The organism is Thalassobacillus devorans (assembly GCF_900176565.1).
In the GTDB taxonomy this organism is placed as follows: Bacteria; Bacillota; Bacilli; order Bacillales; family Halobacillaceae; genus Thalassobacillus; species Thalassobacillus devorans_A.
The window spans coordinates 992,114-1,014,856 of the sequence record NZ_FXEH01000006.1 but is presented as its reverse complement, the minus strand read 5'-3'; the positions used below and the strand labels follow the sequence as shown (position 1 = coordinate 1,014,856).

The window sequence follows — 22,743 nt, the reverse complement described above, 5'->3', positions numbered from 1 at the left end:
CCATGTCCTGGTGGAAATCCCATCGTTTTTAAAAATTTTAGCGCGCCTGTTTAAGAGATTTATTTGCTTTACGGCAGTAATTATTACCAAAAAAAGGCTGCCCCGATTAGTCCTCAGATACTTGACGGAGAGCCTTTCTTGTTTAATTCATTTGTTTTCGTTTATCTTTTAACGGCGTCTTATCTTCTATGTCATCATTATAAAGGTGGCATGCTACAAAATGGTTGTCCCCGACGGCCTGCCAGACAGGGTTGGTCGTGGCACAGGCTTCCATCGCCATAGGGCAGCGTGTTCGGAAAACACAGCCACTCGGAGGGTCGATCGGGCTTGGAAGTTCCCCTTCGAGAATCATACGCTCCCGTTTCTCTTCGACATCAGGATCTGGTATTGGAATCGCTGACAGCAAGGCTTGCGTATAGGGATGTTTCGGGTTTTCATAAAGGCTGTCACTGTCCGTCAACTCTACCAAATGTCCTAAATACATGACACCAATACGATCTGATATATGGCGCACCATCGAAAGATCATGAGCGATAAAAAGATAGGTCAGCCCTTTTTCTTCCTGCAGCCTTTCTAATAGATTTACGACTTGGGCCTGAACAGAAACATCAAGCGCGGAAATCGGTTCATCTGCGATGATGAAATCTGGATCCAGCGCCAAGGCACGCGCAATTCCAATCCGCTGCCTTTGACCGCCGCTGAATTCATGGGGGTACCTTGTTGCGTGGTCCCGGTTCAGTCCTACTTCTTCCAGCAGTTCATAAACCCGCTCCATCCGTTGTTTTTTATTAGAATATAAATCATGCACAATCATCGGTTCAGAGATTATTTCTCCGACTGTTGAGCGTGGGTTCAGTGAGGCATAAGGATCCTGAAAGATCATCTGCATGTTCCGGTAAAACTGGAATTTTCCCTCTTCATCCATTTGATGAACGTCATTACCTTCATATAACACATTTCCGTCTGTACGATTGTACAGCCCCATGATCGTTCTTCCGATCGTAGACTTCCCACAACCGGATTCACCTACAAGCCCAAACGTTTCCCCCTGATACACATCAAAGCTCACGCCATCGACAGCTTTAAGTAAACGTCCTTTCCCCATGTTGAAATGCTTCTTCAATTCGTTTACTTGCAGAATCGTTTTGTTATTCATGCTGGTCCCTCCGTCTCCTGCCAGTAGCGTCTGGCTGCACAAAGTTCTTTTTCATAAATGGTACCTGTTAATGAAATGATTTCGATTCCTTTGCCGGTACTTGGAGAATGGATCATCTTCCCTTCTCCATGGTAGATCCCGACGTGATGAATCCTGCCTTTTCCTTCTTCATATGCAAAAAACAACAGGTCGCCTGGCATCAGGTGATCGAAAGATATTTCCACCCCTGCCATCGCCTGGTCAGTGGCATCCCTCGGTATTTGATAGCCTGCAGCTTTATGCATATTGTAGGCAAAACCGGAACAGTCGTAGCCATAGGCACTCATGCCACCCCAGAAATAAGCAAGTCCTGTGAATGCCTCTCCCATACGAACAATGTTCGTGCCATTCTCTTTCTTCATCCCAAGGGATTCCGAATAAATGGTGATATCCTTTTTCTCCAGATAAGCTGTGCCATGTGGAGTGCTGACACGGACGGAATCTTCCAGAACCTCTTGTACAGGAAGTGTCGTCATATAGCTTAATTCGAGAATTGGTTCGCCAGTTTCCTTTTGCAGGGTACACTTCTTTGCAGCGACCACGGCTGATTTTTCTCTTTCCCAAAACTCCCTCGTAATCGGCTGCAGTTGCGTCATTGGAACCCAGCCAGGGTAGCCGCGCTCATCTTTTTTTGATGGCTGTGACGGTATGATGACATGCGCCCAGTCTTCACTTTTATCCGTCACCAGCACTTCTTCTCCATATAATAGTTGAGATTGTACCAGGTTTTTATCGCACAGCTCGAGCCGCTTTTCTTTTGTTAACAGGGCCAGCCATTCCTCTAGTTTCACAGGATTGGTCAACCCCGGTTCATCAAGTTCCCGTGGGGAATTCGGTGATGTCCATACCGTAGCGACGGAAACGTTGACGATGTAGTTTTCATGTGTTCCTTCAAGCATTGGAAACACTCCCTTTATTCTGGATGTATTGTTTTTTTATCTCCGAAATACCAAGGCCGCTGCTTTCTTCCGTCAAGTGGATCCGTTTCCCCTGGTATTGGATGCCGCCTTTCACTATGTCATCTGTCAGCATTAACGGTGCATCGAAATCGTAACGGGTGACATTTTTCTGACTGGCAGCAAAATGGCTGGCAGCGGTTATTCCAAGCTTCGTCTCAATCATGCTCCCTACCATGCATTCTACTCCAAAGCTTTCTGCCAAGGTGCATATTTTCATAGCCTGATAGATGCCACCACTTTTCATGAGCTTGATGTTAATGAAATCGGCACTCTCTGTTTCCAGCACTTTTCTGGCATCATACATGGAGAACACACTTTCATCAGCCATGATTGGTGTATCAACATGGTCTGTCACCTGTTTCAATCCTTGAAGATCATGAGCCTTAACCGGCTGTTCTACCAATTCTATGTTCAACCCAAGGTCTTCCATTTTTCTGATGGCATAGATGGCTTCTTTCGGTTTCCAGCCTTGATTGGCATCGAGGCGAATCACGGCAGCTTCCCCTGCTGCCTGACGTACCGCCTTGATTCTTTGAATATCCGTTTCGATATGATCTTTGCCCACTTTCACCTTTAAAGCAGTAAACCCCTTTTGTATGTAGCGTGCAGTGTCGTCTGCCATTTCTTCGATTTCATTGACACTGACGGTATAGTCGGTTTCCAAACGGTTGCGATAACCACCAAGAAACTGGAACAGAGGCATACCAGCATACTGACTCAGACAATCATATATAGCCATATCTACTGCTGCTTTTGCACTCGTATTTCCAACCAAAACTGTGTGGAGGATGTCAAAAACCCTCTCCCGTTCCAAAAGAGATTGTCCAATCAATTTTGGAGCAATAATTTTTTCAATAGCAGTTTCAATACTATCCAGACTCTCTCCTGTAATCACATGCGTTGGAGGTGCCTCTCCCCATCCGGTAATTCCGTCATCACAGATTATTTTCACTACGATCGCTTCCGCTTCGGTTACTGTCCGGAGTGCAGTCTTGAAAGGGGTATGTAAGGGAACAGCAATACGCATCGTTTCTATTTTTTTAATATCCATTAGAGCACTCCTCTACTGATTTACTTAACACCAGGCGAAATTTTCAACTTCCCGTTGGAAGAAAGTTCTGCTTCAACACCCAATGGTACGGCATAATGCGGCTGACAGTGACCGATCTTGAAGCCTGCCACCACTGGTTTTGCAAGTCCACCCAAATAGTCTGTCAATACTTGTGATAGACTGAGAGATGCTTGTCGTTTGGATGGTTCAGCATTCTTGAAATCACCAACCACAATACCAGCAGCGTCCTGAAGTTTGCCACTTAACCTTAATTGATTCAACATGCCATCGATCCGGTAAGGTTCTTCATCAATATCTTCGATTAACAGTAATTTTCCCTTCGTGTCGACCTCAAAAGGAGTTCCAAGTGTACTGACAAGCAGCGAAAGATTGCCGCCGGTCAATTCGCCACTTCCATCCCCTTCTGAAATTACGGTTAACGGAGCAAGGGATTCGTTGTAAGTCAAAGGCTGCGGAAAAAATAATTGATGAAACATTGTTTTTGATTCGTCATGAAAGTCATCTTTTCCAATATCGGAACTGAGCATCGGGCCATGGAAAGTAACTAGTCCTGTTTTTTGTCGGATTGCTGTATGTAAGTAAGTGATATCACTGTAACCCCAGAAGATTTTCGGATTTTTCCTGATCAGCTCATAATCAATCTTATCAGCAATTCTTCCTGTTCCATAACCGCCGCCGGCACAGAAGATTCCTTTTATATCAGCTCGTTCAAACATATCATGCACATCAGCTAAACGGTCCTCATCTGTTCCTGCAAGGTAACCATGAACATCTTCCACATGGTCAGCTATAACAACTTCGAGGCCAAGTGTTTCCATAAATGGAATCGCCCTGTTCAATTGATCAATATTCGGCGGGCTGGCCGGTGCGATTACGCCTACTTTATCACCTTTATGTAACCGATTCGGTAATACCATTTCCATTCCCTCTTCCTATGTAAAAATAGGCCGGGAGCAGGGATCAGCCAATGATCTGCACCCAGATCCTGCTTCCTCGACACCTGCCCCGGCCATTTCTTCGATCTAAAAAGTTATGAAACTCTTATTTTTTCTATTATTAGTTTTTGTCTGCCCACTTTAATTCCAGGTATCCGACAGGGTGACGGACGATATTTTCTACTTCATCTTTCTGAAGTACTACCTGGTTGTAGAAGTGGATCGGGAAGATTGGCATTTCTTCAAACAGAATTTTTTCTGCTTCATACATGTATTCGAAACGCTGTTCTTCATCCGCTTCGGACTTGGCTTGTTGAATTAATTCGTCATACTCTTCATTCGACCAGCCTGTACGGTTCATGGATGAATCAGTTGTGAAGCTTTCCAGGAAGTTGATCGGATCTGCGTAGTCAGCAAGGAAAGAGCTTCGGGACAATTGATGTTTCAAGTCTTTCTGATCCTGTAAAAATACATTCCACTCGGTATTTTCCAACGTAATATCGACATCTAAATTTTCTTTATACATGCTTTGAACAGTCTCAGCGATCGACTTATTTACGTCACTGGTATTATATGTTAGCGTGACCTTTGGCAATTCCTCATAACCCTCTTCTTCCATGCCTTCTTCTAAAAGCTGCTTTGCTTGCTCAGGGTCATACTCCACTAAGTCTCCGTTTTTATCACGGAAATCTTCACCAGAGGGGTCAGTGAACCCATAAGATACGAAACCATAGGCAGGTTCCTCTTTATTCTTCGTTACATACTCGACAATTTCCTCCTGGTTGACGGCCATAGCGAATGCTTTACGGATTTTTTCATTTGTAAACGGTTCTTCGTTTACATTAAAACGGTAGAAGTGAGTTCCTGCCTGCTCCTCAATTACTACGTTTTCACTATCAATCAACTCTTCAGACATTTCACTTGGGATATCGGACGTGTCCAGGTCTCCGCTTTCATACATTTGGTATTCTGTATTGGTGTCATTTACCATCGCCCACTCAACTTTATCCAATTTGACGGTGTCTGCATCCCAATACTCGTCGTTCTTTTCCATGACAAGCTCGCTGTCATGAGTCCATTTCGCTAACTGGAAGGGTCCGTTTCCTACAAATGAATCTGCTTCTGCGAACCATTCTTCATTCTCACTTTGCACTTCCTCATTAATCGGGAAAAACGCCGGATTAGAAATCACATGCAGGAAATACCCGGTTGGAGCTGTCAAGGTAACCTCGAGTGTCTTTTCGTCTACCGCTTCAACCATCACGTCATCTTTAGAGCCTTCCCCATTATTATATGCTTCTGCTCCTTCAATGAAGTAACCAAGAAATGCTGCTGGGGACGCGACTTCCGGGTCAACCAGACGTTTCCAGGCGAATTCAAAATCTCCTGCTGTTACAGGATCTCCATTGGACCAGTTGGCATCTTCACGAATATGGAACGTATAAACCTTTCCATCTTCTGAAACATCCCATTTTTCAGCGGTTGCTGCTGCAGGTTCGTGGGACTCATCCAAACGAGTCATTCCTTCCATTAAATTGTTCAATACATTCCAAGAGTAGGAATCGAAACCGATTGGAGGATCCAGGGATGTAGGTTCAGAGCCATTGTTCAGTTTCAATACTTTTTCTCCCCCTGAAGCTTCCTCTCCTCCATCATTCTGCTCCCCACTATCAGAGCTTCCACTGGTTGTGCAGGCAGCCAGAACTACAGCCACCATCACGGCTAGTAACAACATCAGCCATTTTTTCATTTCTTTTTCTCCCTTCTGAATATGTATTTATCTTGAGGCCTCACTTGGAAGCCAACAATTTATTCGCACGTTCATCCTGAAGCCAGCATTCAACCTCGTGTGTGGATGAGAGTTTTGTCTCCAATGGGTAAACGCGGTCACACACTTCCATCGCCTTTGGACACCTTGCAGTGAAAGGGCACCCTGCCGGCGGTGAAAATAAATCCGGAGGAGTTCCATCGATTGGTATCAGCTTTCCTTCTCTCCTGTCCAATCGCGGAACAGAATTTAACAATCCTTTCGTATAAGGATGCTGAGACTGGTAGAAAATTTCTTTCTTCGTACCAACTTCGATGATCTTACCGGCATACATTACCGCAATCCGGTCAGCAATTTTCGCTACAACACCCAAATCATGGGTAATCAATATAATCGCTACCCCTGTCTGTTCCTGAATACGCTCGAATAATTCCAGTATTTGCGCCTGAATGGTGACATCGAGCGCAGTGGTCGGTTCATCGGCAATCAACAGTTCCGGTTCGCAAATGAGTGCCATTGCAATTACAATACGCTGTCGCATACCTCCACTGAACTGGTGAGGATACAGGCTGAGGCGTTCCTCAGGGTTAGGGATACCGACTAAGTCAAGAAGTTCCACAGCTTTTTGCTTTGCTTGTTTGGCAGAAACAGAAGTATGCTGTTTCAATCCTTCTGTAAGCTGGTTCCCGACCGTCAAGGTAGGATTCAGCGCTGTCATCGGGTCCTGAAAAATCATCGATATGTCTACGCCTCTAATCTTTCTCATCTGATTTTCAGGGAGGGTGATTAGCTCTTTGTCTTTGAATTGAATAGTTCCATTCGTTATACGTCCGGGTGGCTGGGGGATCAGGCGCATGATCGAGTTTGCTGTTACACTCTTGCCACACCCCGATTCACCTACAATCGCCAGCGTCTCACCTCTATGTAAGTCAAAGCTGACACCCCTGACAGCTTGTACTTCCCCTCCATAAGTTAAAAAGGAAACTTCAAGGTCTCTAACTTCCAGTAATTTTTCCAATGTTGTCACCTCCTGAGCTTAGGATCAAGTGCATCCTGAAGCCCGTCTCCAAGTACGTTAAAAGCAAACATCGTTGCAGAAATAAAAAATGCCGGGAAAAACAGCCTCCACCAATGGCCGGACAGTATCGTACCTAATGCGTCATTGGCCATTACACCCCAGCTGGCATATGGGGATTGTATGCCAAGTCCCAAGAAGCTCAAAAATGCCTCCGCAAAGATCGCTGTCGGGACTGTGAGGGTCATTTGTACAATGATCGGACCCATTGTGTTTGGAAGAAGGTTCTTCCGGATAATACGCGAGGTTTTTGTCCCGAATGATTTAGATGCCAATACAAACTCATAATTTTTTATTTGCATGACCTGTCCCCTCACGATACGGGCCATCCCAACCCACCCTGTCACTGTCAGGGCGATAATGATCGTCATAAGGCTAGGTCCCATTACAACCAATAACAGGATAACAACCAGTAAATAAGGAAGCCCGTATAAAATTTCAATAATGCGCATCATGACATTATCCGTACGACCGCCTTTATAACCGGCAATACCTCCATAGATAACACCGATAAAAAAATCGATCAAAGCTGCCATCAATCCGACAAACAAAGAAATTCTCGCTCCGTACCATGTCCGGGTAAATACATCTCTCCCAAGGTTATCCGTCCCAAACCAATGACTGGGAGAAGGTGGCTGATTTTGATTGGCCCGGACACTTTCACTCACACTATAAGGGGAAAGCATCGGTCCAAAAATTGCCATAAAGGTTAAAAAAATCAGAAAAACCAGTCCGCCAATGGCAAGTTTGTTCTTTAGCAGCCTGCGCCATGCATCCTGCCAGTAAGATAGGGATGGACGAACAACTTTTTCTGAGTCGTTTTCATTTTTTTCTTTAGGTTTGAACCATTCATCTGGAATATCATTGCCAGCAGGAGAATGTTTCTTTTGTTTTTCTGCAAGGTGGTTCATGCTCATTCCCCTTCCTTCTTATGCATCTTTATTCTAGGATCCAGCAAGCCATAGGCGATATCGACCAAAAATAACATGAAAACCAGGAAAAAACTGTAGAAGACAGTAGTCCCCATGATTACAGGATAATCCCTCTGGTTGATGCTTTCGATGAAATATCGTCCCATGCCAGGAATTGCGAAAATCTTTTCAATGACGAATGTACCGGTTAGAATTCCTGCTAACAGCGTGCCTAAAATCGTGACTACGGGCATCAGGGCATTTTTCAATGCGTGTTTGATAATAATCTTATACGGCATCAGGCCTTTTGCTCTTGCAGTTTTAATATAATCCTGTGTCAAAACCTCAAGCATGCTCGAGCGTGTCAGTCTTGCAATGATGGCCATCGGTCCTGTCGCGAGCGCCAGCGTCGGCAGTACCATATGTAAGGGACTCGACCAGGTGGCAGCGGGAAAGATGTCCCAATCGACTGCAAGTTTTTGAATTAACAAGGTGGCTAACACGAAGTTTGGAATAGAAATACCCAGGACAGCTATCGTCATTGCCAAATAATCGATGATACCGTTATGTTTTAAAGCTGCCAATACACCGAGGATAATCCCTGAAATAACAGCAACGAGAATAGTGACAATCCCTAATTCGAAGGAAATCGGAAAGCCTCTCCCTAATAAATCATTGACTGTCTGTGTCGGGTGTTTGATCGATGGTCCGAAGTCCAGCGTAGCAATCGATTTCAGGTAGATAAGATATTGGATAAATAATGGTTCATTTAAATGGTAATGCGCTTCAAGGTTAGCCTGGACCACTTCATTAGAGTTTCTTTCTTCGTTGAATGGTGAACCTGGAATGGCATGCATCAAAAAGAAAGTCAATGTAGCAATGATTAATACGGTTCCGATCATGATCAGAAAACGTTTGATTATGTACTTTGTCATATAGGCACCCTCCCTAACTGAAAGACGTATGCATCGCCAGTTCAGTCATGACGATCATCGCCTGATAGGCTTCTATGATATCTTTTGCTTTATATTTCACAATGGTGGTGCCTGGTTCAATTTCTGTATTTGGCATCAGGTTTGCCCATTCTGCCTGGCCGTAATTATTAAATTCTATCCGCAGTACCGGGTTATCAGGAGGTGTCAGCGGCTTGACCAGGTTACGTTTTTTCAGGGCTGCCGTAACTTTTTCCTGGATCAGCTCTCCCGCTTTTTCCGGGGTAAGGCTTTTCACTGACGATCGTGATATGGTTTCTTTGACGACAGCTGTCGTTATGTTTGGTATAAGCGCCTCTGCTTCTTTGGCTGCGCAGTCATCGCCAGCGACTAATAATACCGGCACGCCGTAATAACCGGCGATATAGGCGTTAAATCCTAATTCCCCTACTTCGGTATCGTTTATGTAAAAATTTCTTACTCCGAAAATCATCGAATGGGACATCACTCCCCGCTGACCGGCTCGTGCGTGATATCCGATAAACATTGCTCCTGCGAAACTGTCATCAAGGCTTTGGACCATTGACAGCGGTTTCACATCTCCTGTAATCAGTTGAGCATCGGGGTGGAGCTGGTCGATCAACAGGTTATTCATCTTTGAATGGCTGTCATTCACTAATACTTCTTCACAACCTGATTTCCTGGCTGCTTCGATTACGTAATTCGTCTCTTCTGTCATGATGCGGCGGGCCCGGTCGTAATTCAGTTCCGATGAGTCTACATATGTATAATCGGGCAGACCGGTTATTCCTTCCATATCCACGGAAAGAAATAGTTTCATAGATGCAACACTCCTTTGGTCGTTTAAATGGTTAAGTTTTTTGGGGGAATTTTCTTAAAATTCTATCAAATTTTTCCTTAATTAGCAATGCAGTTCATAAATATGTAGAAATTTGAAAAAGGTTGTTTCCGTAGCGTTACACTGATACCGCCAATCAAACTCATTGGTGCATCAGTCTTTCGCCACTGAAACAACCCTATTTCTCCATCAATCCAGTATTTCTCCTTGCAGGGCTTCGTCCTTGTACAGCATGTTTTTCAGTGCTGTCCATTCTTTCTCCGTCTCCAGCTGACCGGAAGATATAATATCTGCAGCATCTTGCCGGGCGGTCTCGAGTGCGCGGTAATCATGAACCATATCCCCGACTTTAAATTCCGGGACGCCACTTTGTTTCTTTCCAAAAAAATCACCTGGCCCACGGAGCTGAAGATCCTGTTCCGATAATTCAAACCCATCCGTCGTCTCTGTCATGATCCGCATTCGTTCCTTGCCGACTTCGCCTTTTGGCTCTGCCAATAAAATACAGTAGCTCTGCGCATCACCACGGCCGACACGGCCTCTAAGCTGATGCAGCTGACTGAGACCAAAACGTTCTGCATCATAAATGACCATCACGGTCGCATTAGGGACATTCACCCCTACTTCTACAACCGTCGTGGAGACGAGAACCTGGATATCGTTGTCTACAAACTGCTGCATGACGGCTTCTTTTTCCTCCTGATGAAGGCGTCCGTGCATCAACCCTACTTGGATGTCAGGCTCATAAAACGTCTGCAGCTGGTAATGCAAATCGACAGCATTCTGAATATCCAATTTATCGGATTCCTCGATCAAAGGTGAAATAACATATGCCTGATGGCCCTGGGCAACCTCTTTTTGAATGAATTGAAGGACGCGATCCATCATGTCACCTTTCACCCAATAGGTTTCGACGGGTTTACGGCCAGCCGGCATTTCATCGATTACCGATACATCCATATCCCCGAAGGCCGTAATAGCAAGTGTCCTCGGAATCGGGGTTGCCGTCATGAACAAAACGTCCGGGTGAAGCCCTTTATCCCGTAATGTCCTGCGCTGGTTAACACCGAAGCGGTGCTGCTCATCTACAATGACCAGGCCGAGTTTGGAAAAGATAACTTCCTCCTGGATCAGCGCGTGTGTACCAACAATAATATCTGCCTCTTGGGTGCGGATCTCTTCGAGAATAGCTTTTCGCTGTTTCCCTTTAATAGACCCCGTCAATAAGACGATCTTGACCCGGTCACCGAACATTTCCTGTAAGGATTCATAATGCTGTTCCGCCAGTATCTCCGTTGGCACCATCAACGCACCCTGATTGCCGGCTGTAATGGAAGCATATAGAGCGATAGCTGCAACAGCTGTTTTCCCTGATCCCACGTCCCCTTGCAGGAGGCGGTTCATCCGATGTGGGGATTTCATATCTTTTAAAATTTCTGCCAGCGATCTCTTTTGCGCTTTGGTCAATTCAAAAGGGAAGGAATCTACAAAGGCTGTCAGTTTATCATTATCATAGGCCTGTCTGTTACCTTCTGTAGCTTCCCGCTTCATTTTCCTCAACAGCTGCATTTTTAACTGGAAAATCAGGAATTCTTCATACGTAAACCTTCTTCTCGCATGTTTTAATAATTCCCGGCTTTCCGGATAATGCATTTGCCAGAGTGCTTTCGTTCGTTCCGGGAGTTTATAGCTGTCAATCAGCTGCTCTGGCAGAATCTCTGTTACTTCGTGGCCATATGCTTCTAAGGCAGTCAGGATTACTTTCCGCATTTTTTTCATGGTGATGTTTTCTTTCAGTGAATAAACGGGCTGAATCGGGTTCTGTGCTTCCGCCCGTCCTTTCTTGTATTGGCTGACCGTTATTTGAAGCCGGTGCTGATCCCATTTTCCCGTGACCGTAATAATGTCGCCGGCACTGATCTGTTTTTTTGCAAATGCCCGGTTGAACATGACGGCCTTTACGGCGAATTGATCTACCTGCAAGGTCATTGTCAGCCGGGATTTTTTCCGCCCATAAAAAGTAAGGGAAGGTTCCCCGATGACCTCCCCTTCAATCGTGGCATTTTCATTATGCACAAGTTCCGTCAATGGTTTAACTTCGTAGGTGTCATAGCGATAAGGAAAATAGAACATAAGATCTTCTACTGTGTAAACTCCTAGTTCATTCAAGGTTTCTGTCAATTTTTCCCCGACACCATTCACCTCAGAAACTGGTTGCGTCAACACACTATCACTCTTTCTTCAAAGAAATTCCGTACACTTTCGCTTCTAGCTCCCTGCCTGTCGGTGTCGCAGCAAGCCCCCCCTGGGCTGTTTCTCTTAAAGCCACAGGCATGGTCTGTCCGATTTTATACATCGCATCGATCACTTCGTCACATGGAATCCGGCTTGTAATGCCTGCCAGTGCCATATCCGCTGCTGTAATTGCGTTGGAGGCGCCCATGGCATTTCTTTTCACACAAGGAACTTCAACGAGACCGGCAACCGGATCACAAACAAGTCCGAGCATATTTTTTAATGTAATGGCCATTGCCTCTGCTGACTGCGATGGTGTACCGCCAGCCATCTCCACGATAGCAGCAGCAGCCATTCCGGCAGCAGAACCTACTTCCGCCTGACAGCCGCCGGCAGCCCCGGAAATAGATGCATTATTGGCAACAACAAAGCCGAATGCTCCGGAGGTAAAAAGATAACGTACCATTTGTTCTCTCGTCGGGTTCAGTTTATTTTTCACTGCAAATAGCGTACCCGGAACACATCCGGCACTTCCCGCAGTAGGCGTGGCACAGATGGTTCCCATTGCGGCATTGACTTCATTGGTAGCTACGGCTTTACTGACAGCATCAAGCAGAATCGTACCGGACAAAGGTTCGTGGTTTTTCATATACTCCTGCAGCAGTACAGCGTCCCCGCCAGTTAAACCACTGTGAGATTTTACCCCTTTCAAGCCATCTTCGACCGCTTTTTCCATAACATCGAGATTGCGTTCCATCTGTCCGACAACCTCTTCCCGTGTCTTCTCTTTTACTTCCATTTCCTGACGAATCATCACTTCTGATATTTGAATGCCTTCGCTTTCCGCCATTTCGACGAGTTCAGCTACATTACGAAACATAAATCATGCTCCTTTCTATTAGTCGACGATCTTGGCAACCTGTAAGATATGGTCTGCTCTCTCCAGCTCTTTCAAAATGCTTTCGTCTATGTTTTGATCGACTTCGATCACCATCAACGCCTGCTGGCCTTCCTGCTTGCGTGACACTTCCATATGTCCGATATTGATTTCATGTCGTGCCAATATACCGGTAACAGACGCAATCGCTCCGTACCTGTCATTATGAATCAACAGGACAGCCGGGTGGCTTCCGGATAAACGTAATTCAAAGCCGTTCAGCTCCGTGATTTCCGCCATACCTCCGCCAATGGAGATTCCGACAAGCTCCAGGTCTCCTTTATCGTCACCGATACGTATTCTCGCTGTATTCGGATGGTCGGTATGAGATTCTTCTTCATGAAATCTCACTTTCATTCCTTTTTGTTTTGCTGTATCTAACGCATCCCTGATCCGGGTATCGTGCGTATCATAATCCAATAATCCGCCGACGATGGCAACGTCTGTACCGTGGCCTTTATAGGTTCGGGCAAAAGAACCGTACAAATGAATTTCTGCCCACTTCGGTTCCCGTCCGAACAGGTTCCTTGCAGCCCGTCCGATTCTGGCTGCTCCAGCTGTATGTGAACTAGATGGTCCGATCATAACCGGACCCATAATATCGAAAACTGATTTATATTTCATCCAATCACCTTTCCCTTCCACAAGATAAGCCGTTATGTATGGTATCTACACACGCTTATTCCCTATTCTATTTTAGCGGGAAAACGTTTACTTGAACAGGAGTATTCCCTACTATTTTTACCATAAAGTTGAAGGTATTGCCAGAATACGAATGAGGTATTATAATTAAACTTTGTGGGTTGCATGAACAACCGGGTGGGAGAGGGCTACAAATATATAGAGGAGTAAACCATGTTTAACAAGCGTAAACATGCCATTGATGCTGCTCCGTGGAAAAATGACATCCTTGCTGGTCTGATCGGCTATTTTACAACTGTCTACATTGTAGCAGTCAATAGCTCGATCCTGAACGATGCAGGGATCGGCGTCGAGAATGCGATGGTCGCTACCATCCTTGCCAGCTTTGTCGGTACATTGCTGATGGGGTGGCTCGCTAATGCCCCGATGGTGCTGATACCAGGGATGGGAGTCAACGCCCTGTTCGCCTATACGATAGTCGAAGGCACCGGTATGAGCTTCCAGGAAGGGCTGGCAGTCGTCATCGTATCTTCTTTGATTTTCCTTGTGACGGCATTTACGAAACTCGGGGAGTGGCTGAAAGAAGCGATTCCAGATTCCCTGAAGCATGCCATCACAGTAGGACTTGGGTTGTTCCTGACCCTGATCGGTCTTGAAAAAGGTGGGCTGGTTGTCAGAGGGGAACACTCCTTGATTGCACTGGGAAACCCTTCTTCCGAAATGGTGATTACCAGCCTGTTGACCTTATTCATCGGGATATTTCTGTTCACAAGAAACGTTCCCGGCAACTTCCTGGTCACGATGATCATCGGAACCGTGATTGCCTACTTTTTTGGACTGCTTGGCGAACCGGGAACAGGCATTTCCATGGATATGGGGTCTTTCATCTGGGTGCCTTCGTTTGAAGGAATCGGGACTTTGACCTTTTGGATGGCTGTCTTCCCGTTAAGTATCGTGCTGATATTTGAGAATATGGGCCTGATACATGGACAACTTGCGATGCTGGGAGATGAAAGCAAGTTCAAACGCGCTTATAAAGCAACCGCTTTTTCGGCACTTGCAAGTGGTTTTCTTGGCACTTCCCCAACGGTATCATCCGCTGAAAGTGCCGCTGTCATTGCATCAAAAGGGAAAACCGGCCGCGCAGCATTTACAATGGCTATCCTGTTCCTCGCCACGTTATTATTGATACCATGGATATCGGTGGTTCCAGCTACTGCTATCAGCCCGATTTTGATTATTGTCGGGGCTTTGATGGTGCAGAACATCAAACATATCGAATTTGATCAGTTATCCGAGACAATGCCTGCTTTCTTGATCATTGTCATGATTCCTTTCACGTATTCGATTGCTGATGGGATGGCTTTTGGATTCATCGCCTATCCGCTGGTAAAGCTGGCGATTGGCAAACAAAGGGAATTATCTTTCCCAGTCGTATTCATAGCCATGATGTTCTTATTCGAATTTGTCATGCGATCAGTCGGACATTAATAGTTAAGGTGCTCAGAGTTAATGGCTAACTCTGAGCTTTTTTTATAGTTAAAAGAATGATATTTTAAGGCGTAAGAGAGACAACCGGCATAGTATGTGAGAAGCTTCGCCCGGATGCGTGACACTTTGGAATTCTGTCAATAAAGTGGACAAAAATAGATCACTCATCGGGCCATTTTTTTCTTCCGCGTGTTTTCTTCCGAAACACTTGGATGCCTCCGCATAAAGGGAAGGATACCAAAAACGATCCTACCCTTTATGCAGAGGGAATGTGTGCTGAAGCGAGCTTCTGACTTTGGCTCGAATAATAGGCCTTTTCTTTTTCGATAGGGCTCTTATCATCCAAGAAGGAATGCATACGCTTCTGGTTATAAAATTTAATATAAAATTGAACAGCTAAAATAGCTTCAGCTTTTGTAGGGAATACGTATTTATACAGGTACTCCTTTTTAAAAGAGGCAAAGAAGCTCTCGACACAAGCGTTATCATAGGGTGTGCCTTTCCGGCTCATGCTGATAGTGGCTTGGGCTTCTTCAAGGGTTTTTACATATGCCCTGGAACAGTATTGGGATCCTTGATCTGAATGATGGATCCATCCTGCTTCTGGCTCCCGAAGGGAGATAGCTTCTTCTAAGGCATGTAGAGATAGCGATTGTTTCATATGGTCGTCAATACGAAAACTGATAATACGGCGAGAATACAGGTCCATGACAGGATTTAGATACAAGAATCCTTCACCAGTATGAATATAGGTAATATCTGTAGCCCAGACCTTGTTCGGAGCTTCTGGTTGAAACTCTCGTTTCAAATGGTTAGGAAAAGTTTGATTGGCATGTTTCGAATCGGTAGTCGCTACAAATTTCTTTGGTGGCACTGCATACAGTTCTAACTCTCTCATACGGTTAGTCACTTTCTTCAAGGAAACCGATAGTCCATCCTCATCCCGGATTTTTTTATGAATACGAGGGCTGCCGTAACACCCATGATTATCGTGATAGTGAAATAGAATTCGCTCATCTAAATAACGATTGAATGCTTCCCGCTCTGTTTCTGGCCGCTCTAACCTGTGGAGGTAAGCATAATAGCCGGATGTAGACACACCAAGAACTTCGCACATCTTCGATACGGTGTGTTCTGTACGATGTTCATAAATGAACTCGAACTTTACTCTTTTTCTTGCGTGAAGATGTGCATTGCCTTTTTTAATATTTCGGCTTCCTCCTGAGCTTCAAGCTTCTCTTGCCGTTCTTTTTCATACATCTCTTTGTACTCAGAAGCCGTTAATAGCTGGTTTTGTTCCTCTTTTTCTGCGTTCTTCTGCTTGTCACGATAGCTCCCTACCCACCGCTTAACGGTACCGTAAGGTAAATTGAGCTTGTTGCAAATATCAGTCATTTTATGTCCGTCTAGGACAATCATTTTAGCTACATACTCTTTAAATTCCGAACTGTAACTCTTCATTTTTTTAGTCAAGTGAACACGTCCTTAATTTAAGCTTTAGGTCGATTAAAACATGGCTCACTACCTGTGTCCACTTTCTATACTAGTTCCAAAAATTAAAAATAAGTGAGATAAAATTATGGGAAGAGAGAATGATCATTTATATAAGAGACAATTTAACCAGATTGGCTACCTCCCCTAATTAACTCCTCACGGAACCAGCTTGTTAATGTTCATAAATCATTTTCCGAGTCATCCCGCCGTCAATGACGATATTCTCCCCATTGATGAAATCATTTTCTTCCTGACTTAAAAATACACAGGCTCTGGCGACATCTTCTGGTCTGCCAACTCTTTTGGAAGGGTGCTGAAAGTGGTCGATTTCTCTTAAGTCTTCATAATGCTCTGTTTCGATCCATCCGGGGCTGATGCTATTCACCCGGATATAGTAGTCACTCAACGTCATCGCTAAAGAATGGGTCAGTGCGACTATGCCTCCCTTACTTGCAGAGTAGGCTTCCGTGTGGGGTTCCGCCATCGAGGCTCTCGTGGAGGCAATGTTGATAATGCTTCCCCCATGTTCCTTCATAAGTAAAGCTGCTTGTTTGGTAAGAAAAAATACACTGCTCAAATTCGCAGCAATCACTTCATTCCAGTCTTCTTCTTCCATATCCCAAAAATTTTTGAATTTAGAAATTCCCGCATTATTGACTAAAATGTCAATGCGATTATATTCGCTTTCCATTTCATTAAATAACTTTTGGACTTCCCTGTAATTCCCTACATCACATTTTTTGAATTCCACTAAACCGCTGTTTTTCTGCGCTTGTTCACAAACTTCTCTCCCTTTTTTTTCATCTTTGTCAACCAGTAGAACTCTATAGCCTTCTTCTAAAAAGGAGTTTACGATGGATTTTCCAATGCCATTAGCTCCTCCAGTTACGATCACAGTTTTTCTGTCTTTCATTATCCTGCCTCCTTTTCTACTAAGTTACCGAAACAGCTGACCTGTAAACGATGCTTCCAAAAAAAGACAGTAGGTTTTCCACTGTCTTAGGTCCCGCAATAGGTTCGGTATGGGAGCCTGGATGGTGCTGGCAAGGTCGTGTATTCTTCCTGTTCCGGTGAATAGGCATAGGGATCAGAAAGAACCTCTAAAAGCCGTTCCGTCACACTGTAGTCACTATTTTGGACAGCCGCTTCCAACGCCTCTTCCACCCGGTGATTACGAGGGATGATGGCTGGATTGACTTTCTTCATCTCCTGATAGGCAGAGGTTTTTGATAAGTCCTGTCTGTCTAACCGATGCTGCCACCGCTCATACCATTGCTTGAATTCCGGACTCTCATTCATAGCAGTATCCTCCGGTTTACCCAACGTTAACAGGCGGAACGTATTGGTAAAATCAGCACGGTGATTCTTCATGATATCAAGAAGGTCTTCAATCAATTTCTCATCTTTCTCCTCTTCATTTTGTATGCCCAGTTTCTTTCTCATTCCTGCCAGCCAATAGTTATGATAAAATTCCTGGTAGTGTCCCAGAATCTCTTGAGCCAGTTCCACTGCATGGTCCTGGTCTTCATGAATCAATGGTAAAAGGGCCTCGGCTAAGCGCGCCAGGTTCCATTGACCAATTGCCGGCTGGTTTTGATAGGCATAACGGCCTTGCACATCAATCGAGCTGAACACGGTCGCCGGGTCATATTCATCCATAAAAGCACAAGGCCCATAGTCAATCGTTTCTCCACTGATGGTCATATTATCCGTATTCATCACCCCATGAATAAACCCAATCAACTGCCAATTTGCTATTAATTTGGCCTGGCGTCTGACCACTTCTTCATAAAAAGCAAGGTATCGGTCTTCATTTAGTTCAATTTCAGGAAAATGGCGCTCTATGGCATAGTCAGCAAGCTCCTGGAGTTTTTCAATATCATCCAGTCTTCTGGCATATTCAAAGGTGCCGACTCGAAGGTGACTGGCAGCAACACGGGTTAATATGGCACCTGGCAATGGTGTTTCCCGGATGACCGATTCTCCTGTTGTTACTACAGCAAGGCTTCTATTGGTCGGTACACCTAAAGCATGCATCGCCTCACTGATGATATATTCCCGCAGCATTGGGCCAAGGGTTGCCCGGCCATCGCCTCTGCGCGAAAATGGGGTACGTCCTGAGCCCTTGAGCTGAATATCTAATCGTTTTTCTGATGGTGTGATTTGTTCACCAAGCAAAACGGCACGGCCGTCTCCTAACATAGTAAAGTGCCCAAACTGGTGACCTGCGTACGCTTGTGCAATCGGCTCCGCCTGATCGGGCACGTGGTTCCCTGCCAACACCTTTACTCCTTCTTCCGTTTCGAGGCTGTCACCGTTCAAACCTAAAGTTGCTGCCAAAGACTTATTGATGATGACGGGCTTCGGTGAAGGAACCGTCTCTGGTTTTACTTGTTCAAAAAATGGCTTTGGCAGTCGTGCATAACTATTTTCAAAGTTCCATCCAATTTCTTTATGATGTGTCATTATATCTCCTTTACATAGTTAAGGTTTATAGTTTTCTATTCACTTATAGTCCCCTGCACAAACTAAATATAATCAAAAGGGGCTGTCCCATAAGTCTAAAAAAGACTTATAGGGGCAGCCTTTTTTCATTATTGTTGATACCGAAAAAGTGGGGCTGGGAAACGATTCCCTTTCCACGGGGAAGACGACAAGTCTCCTCGGGCTTCGCCCTGCGGGGCCTCGTCAGCCTTGCCTCTCCCGTAGGAGTCTCATCGTTTCCCTGCCCAAATTAGCAATCAACAATGCAGAAACTTCATTTTTACATACAAAAAAATCGCCTCATTCGTTATAATGTAAGCGACCAAACAAACAAAAAACGAAAAGTGAGGCGATTTTTTATGAGTAACTCTTCAGCTACTTTTATTGATTATAACATGGGGCAGTTAGTTCTACCAATGGACTTCAGTGATTTAATTCCTGAGGACCATGTGGTCCGTGTCATTCATGCCATGGTGGAACAGGTCAACGATGACATCTTTTTCTCTCAATATCAAGGCGGCGGTCGGAGCTCCTATCATCCCAAAATGATGACAAAAGTTATCTTATACGCCTATACGCAAAAAATCTATTCCTGCCGTGAAATCGCCAAATCCCTTAGAGAACATCTGCCGATGATGTGGCTGGCCGGCCAACAGACACCAGATTTCCGAACTATCAACCGGTTCCGTTCAGAACGGATGAAAGCGATCATTGAACCTTTATTCACGGAGTTGATTAAACTTCTGATCGACCAAGAATACATATCCATGGACAACTACTTCCTCGATGGAACCAAATTCGAGGCGAATGCCAATAAATACACGTTTGTGTGGAAAAAATCCGTCCAAGGTTACGAAGAAAAACTACAGGAAAAATTGAATCAAACTTTCGCGGATATTGAAGATGCCATTGAGTTGGATGAAAAAATACTCACTGATGAGGGGTCTTCTGCCAAGCGAGTAACTTCCGAACAATTAGAAAAAGTTGTCGAGCAGGTAGAAGCACAGGTAGAACAAGCGGAAAAGGCGGTCGAAGAGGAAACTGATAAGGTGAAGAAGAAAGAAAAAAAGGAAATATTCCGTGCCAAACGACGTATCTATAAATCGTTGAGACAGGACTACCTTCCTCGTTTGAAAAAGTATGAAACCCAGCTAGCCACCTTCGGTGATCGCAATAGTTTTTCCAAGACAGATACCGATGCCACTTTTATGCGAATGAAAGAAGATCACATGAAGAATGGGCAGTTAAAACCTGGTTATAATGTGCAGGCAGGAACAGAAAACCAATTCATTATCGGCTACTCGATCCATCAGCGTCCTACGGACACCCGTTGTTTTGAACCGCATATTCAAAAGCTACAGGCTGCAGATCTTCCATTCCCCAACACAATTGTCGCTGATGGAGGTTATGGCGGAGAATCCAATTACAAATACGCGAAGAAGGAAGGGTTTGAGACACTCATCCCATACAACACGATGCGAAAAGAGCAGTCTCGTTCGTTCAAAAAAGACCTGAGTCAGGTTATGAACTGGGAGTACAAGGCAGATGGAGATTATTACATTTGTCCGAATGGACGCAAGGTTCCTTTTCAATTCCATTCTCACCGTACCGACCGGTACGGATATACGCGAAGATTCAAGGTCTATGAATGTGAAGAGTGTACCGGATGCCCTTTAAAAGAAAAATGCACGAAAGCAAAAGGAAACCGGCGTGTTTACTATAACCCGGAATATGAAAAACTGAAGAAGGAAGCAAGAGAAAGCCTTTGGTGTGACGAAGGAGCACGCATCTATGCCAGACGAAAAGTTGAGGTAGAAAGTGTGTTCGGTCATATCAAAGGCAATCGGTCGTTCCGGAAATTTTCTCTCCGGGGCATGGATAAAGTGAATATAGAGTTTGGGCTGGTCGCCATCGCCCACAACTTCCTGAAACAGGCGGAGTGGAACCGCCTGTTTCACTGGGGAAATAAGCTCACAACGAAAAAACCACGAAGAAAAATTAATTTCTTCGTGGTTTTTTTCATTTTAAAGAGACTTTTGGGACAGCCCCTTATTTTGATAATTATTCGACTGAGAATATGAAGGAATAGATCGGCTGGTCGCCTTGATGGACTTCTACTTCGATATCTTCAAATTCTTCTTCCATGAAAGCTTCGAGTTTCTCGATTTCTTCCTGGGTTGCTTCTTCACCGGCTAAAACGGTAAGAATTTCATCTTCATCTTCATCAATCATTTCTTTCAGGAGTTTCTCAACGGTAGTTATTTTATCTTTGTCGGTCGCTTTGATATCCCCATCGAAAATTCCCATGAAGTGATCTTTTTCAATGGTCATGCCATCGATTTGGGTATCCCGGACCGCATAGGTGATCTGCCCGGTTTTCACCTGTTCCATCATGCCGGACATTTCCTGTTGATTTGTTTCCAGATCAGCATCCGGGTTGAATGCCAATAAAGCACTCATACCCTGAGGGATCGACTTACTAGGAATCACCGCCACATTGTCTTCCGCAAGATCAGCCGCCTGTTCGGCAGCCATGACGATATTTTTGTTATTAGGCAGGATCAGTACATTTTTAGCATGAGCCTTTGACACAGCTTCCGAGATGTCCTGTGTACTTGGGTTCATTGTCTGGCCTCCCTGGATGACAACAGTGGCGCCAAGGCTTTCAAACATCTTTTTCAGGCCGTCCCCCATAGAAACAGTGACAATTCCATATTCCGCTTTTGCTTTTGGCTGCTTCTCTTTTTTATCACCTACGATAGAAGTGTGCTGTTCGCGCATGTTTTCAATTTTCATATTCACGAGACTGCCGTAGCGCTGACCGAGTGTCATCGCTTCGCCAGGGTATTCGACGTGCACGTGTACTTTTATCAATTCATCATCGGAAACGACAAGCAGAGAGTCTCCCATTTCACTCAATTCATTGCGGAATTGGTCTTCATCATAAGGGTTATCCTTAAGCTTGTCCTCTTCGAACTTGACCATGAACTCGGTACAGTAGCCAAACTCGATATCTGCTGTGTCCATGAAATCCTGAGCGAGCTTATGATGCTCGGCATTCACCATTTCATCCATGGAACCAGCAGTGTCAGGTTCCGGCAGTGTTTCCCCTTTCAGGTTTGCCAGAAATCCTTCATAGATAGTCAATAGACCTTGCCCGCCACTGTCTACAACTCCGACTTCTTTCAGGACCGGAAGCAGTTCCGGAGTGCGTTTTAAAGAAGCCTGAGCTTCTTTTACAACCGTCTCAAGAAAAACGATCATATCCTCTTCTTTTTTTGCTGTCTTGACAGCAGCTTCTGCCGATTCCTTAGCAACTGTCAAAATGGTCCCTTCCACAGGCTTCATCACCGCTCTATAAGCCGTTTCAACACCTGCTTGCAACGCCTGGGCAAATTCTTTTGTATCACAGGATTGCTTCTGAGCGAGTTCTTTTCCGAATCCACGGAATAATTGAGAGAGAATGACACCTGAATTGCCTCGCGCACCCATTAATAAACCCTTGGCCAGTGCCTGGGCAACATCCCCTGTATGATTTTCCTTTACATTCTTGACTTCATTAGCACCTGAAGTCATCGATAAATTCATATTCGTACCCGTATCACCATCAGGAACGGGAAAGACGTTCAACGCATCAATCATATCCGCGTTATTGGTTAGATGCTGCGCGCCTGCGAGCACCATTTCAGCGAACGTTTTACCGTCCAACAATTTAACCGTCACACCTGCTTCCTCCTCTATATCTGCTAGTTTG

At 44.9% G+C, this 22,743-nt stretch carries 19 protein-coding genes; 2 read left to right on the top strand and 17 right to left on the bottom strand.

Annotated features, from left to right (window positions below):
• Positions 1 to 142 precede the first annotated feature (142 nt).
• The 12 genes from B9Y67_RS16025 to sdaAB form a co-directional block, all read right to left on the bottom strand.
• A complete protein-coding gene (locus B9Y67_RS16025; protein WP_441007563.1) occupies positions 143 to 1,105 on the bottom strand; it encodes an ABC transporter ATP-binding protein in 963 nt (320 codons plus the stop codon).
• Positions 1,106 to 1,152: 47 nt separating this feature from the next.
• Positions 1,153 to 2,094, bottom strand: coding sequence for a C40 family peptidase (locus tag B9Y67_RS16020; protein ID WP_085508202.1), 942 nt, complete (start codon positions 2,092 to 2,094; stop codon positions 1,153 to 1,155).
• On the bottom strand, positions 2,087 to 3,205 hold the full coding sequence (locus B9Y67_RS16015; RefSeq protein ID WP_085508200.1) for a mandelate racemase/muconate lactonizing enzyme family protein: 1,119 nt from the start codon (positions 3,203 to 3,205) through the stop codon (positions 2,087 to 2,089). Before B9Y67_RS16015 ends, B9Y67_RS16020 begins: the two co-directional genes overlap by 8 nt.
• 20 nt (positions 3,206 to 3,225) lie before the next feature.
• Positions 3,226 to 4,143: a S66 peptidase family protein gene (locus B9Y67_RS16010; protein WP_139823826.1), complete on the bottom strand. Its 918-nt coding sequence runs from the start codon at positions 4,141 to 4,143 to the stop codon at positions 3,226 to 3,228.
• 139 nt (positions 4,144 to 4,282) lie between these two features.
• Positions 4,283 to 5,911, bottom strand: a complete 1,629-nt coding sequence (locus tag B9Y67_RS16005) for a peptide ABC transporter substrate-binding protein (RefSeq protein WP_085508196.1) — start codon at positions 5,909 to 5,911, stop codon at positions 4,283 to 4,285.
• A gap of 40 nt (positions 5,912 to 5,951) precedes the next feature.
• The gene (locus tag B9Y67_RS16000) at positions 5,952 to 6,947 is read right to left on the bottom strand and encodes an ABC transporter ATP-binding protein (RefSeq protein ID WP_085508194.1); all 996 of its coding nucleotides are present in this window, start codon (positions 6,945 to 6,947) and stop codon (positions 5,952 to 5,954) included.
• Positions 6,948 to 6,952: 5 nt separating this feature from the next.
• Entirely contained in the window at positions 6,953 to 7,915 is a 963-nt protein-coding gene (locus B9Y67_RS15995; protein WP_085508192.1) for an ABC transporter permease, read from the bottom strand.
• 2 nt (positions 7,916 to 7,917) lie between these two features.
• Complete coding sequence (locus B9Y67_RS15990) at positions 7,918 to 8,850, bottom strand: ABC transporter permease (protein WP_085508190.1); 933 nt, start codon at positions 8,848 to 8,850, stop codon at positions 7,918 to 7,920.
• A 13-nt stretch (positions 8,851 to 8,863) separates the two neighbouring features.
• Positions 8,864 to 9,688: a M55 family metallopeptidase gene (locus B9Y67_RS15985; protein WP_085508188.1), complete on the bottom strand. Its 825-nt coding sequence runs from the start codon at positions 9,686 to 9,688 to the stop codon at positions 8,864 to 8,866.
• Positions 9,689 to 9,895: 207 nt separating this feature from the next.
• The gene (recG, locus tag B9Y67_RS15980) at positions 9,896 to 11,932 is read right to left on the bottom strand and encodes an ATP-dependent DNA helicase RecG (protein ID WP_085508186.1); all 2,037 of its coding nucleotides are present in this window, start codon (positions 11,930 to 11,932) and stop codon (positions 9,896 to 9,898) included.
• Positions 11,933 to 11,936: 4 nt separating this feature from the next.
• On the bottom strand, positions 11,937 to 12,821 hold the full coding sequence (gene sdaAA / locus B9Y67_RS15975) for an L-serine ammonia-lyase, iron-sulfur-dependent, subunit alpha (protein ID WP_085508184.1): 885 nt from the start codon (positions 12,819 to 12,821) through the stop codon (positions 11,937 to 11,939).
• 18 nt (positions 12,822 to 12,839) lie between these two features.
• The gene (gene sdaAB / locus B9Y67_RS15970; protein ID WP_085508181.1) at positions 12,840 to 13,502 is read right to left on the bottom strand and encodes an L-serine ammonia-lyase, iron-sulfur-dependent subunit beta; all 663 of its coding nucleotides are present in this window, start codon (positions 13,500 to 13,502) and stop codon (positions 12,840 to 12,842) included.
• A 231-nt stretch (positions 13,503 to 13,733) separates the two neighbouring features.
• On the opposite strand from sdaAB, the gene B9Y67_RS15965 reads away from it, so the two are divergent.
• Positions 13,734 to 15,011 carry an NCS2 family permease gene (locus tag B9Y67_RS15965; RefSeq protein WP_085508179.1) on the top strand — a complete coding sequence of 426 codons (1,278 nt, stop codon included), beginning with the start codon at positions 13,734 to 13,736 and terminating at the stop codon, positions 15,009 to 15,011.
• 256 nt (positions 15,012 to 15,267) lie between these two features.
• Here B9Y67_RS15965 and B9Y67_RS15960 read toward each other — a convergent pair whose 3' ends face one another.
• From B9Y67_RS15960 to B9Y67_RS15945, 4 genes are all read right to left on the bottom strand, one after another.
• Positions 15,268 to 16,164 (bottom strand): IS3 family transposase, encoded by an 897-nt coding sequence (locus B9Y67_RS15960; RefSeq protein WP_254901863.1) that lies wholly within the window; start codon positions 16,162 to 16,164, stop codon positions 15,268 to 15,270.
• Between the two features lie 11 nt (positions 16,165 to 16,175).
• The gene (locus tag B9Y67_RS15955) at positions 16,176 to 16,484 is read right to left on the bottom strand and encodes a transposase (RefSeq protein WP_085505303.1); all 309 of its coding nucleotides are present in this window, start codon (positions 16,482 to 16,484) and stop codon (positions 16,176 to 16,178) included.
• A 193-nt stretch (positions 16,485 to 16,677) separates the two neighbouring features.
• The gene (locus tag B9Y67_RS15950; protein ID WP_176224027.1) at positions 16,678 to 17,418 is read right to left on the bottom strand and encodes an SDR family NAD(P)-dependent oxidoreductase; all 741 of its coding nucleotides are present in this window, start codon (positions 17,416 to 17,418) and stop codon (positions 16,678 to 16,680) included.
• An 86-nt stretch (positions 17,419 to 17,504) separates the two neighbouring features.
• Positions 17,505 to 18,971, bottom strand: a complete 1,467-nt coding sequence (locus B9Y67_RS15945; protein WP_085508172.1) for a protein adenylyltransferase SelO — start codon at positions 18,969 to 18,971, stop codon at positions 17,505 to 17,507.
• Positions 18,972 to 19,348: 377 nt separating this feature from the next.
• Here B9Y67_RS15945 and B9Y67_RS15940 point away from each other — a divergent pair, with 377 nt between their 5' ends.
• Entirely contained in the window at positions 19,349 to 21,070 is a 1,722-nt protein-coding gene (locus B9Y67_RS15940; RefSeq protein ID WP_085509221.1) for an IS1182 family transposase, read from the top strand.
• On the opposite strand, the gene B9Y67_RS15935 is transcribed toward B9Y67_RS15940, so the two are convergent.
• Complete coding sequence (locus tag B9Y67_RS15935) at positions 21,051 to 22,712, bottom strand: DAK2 domain-containing protein (protein ID WP_085508171.1); 1,662 nt, start codon at positions 22,710 to 22,712, stop codon at positions 21,051 to 21,053. The genes B9Y67_RS15940 and B9Y67_RS15935 overlap by 20 nt on opposite strands.
• Positions 22,713 to 22,743: the final 31 nt, after the last annotated feature.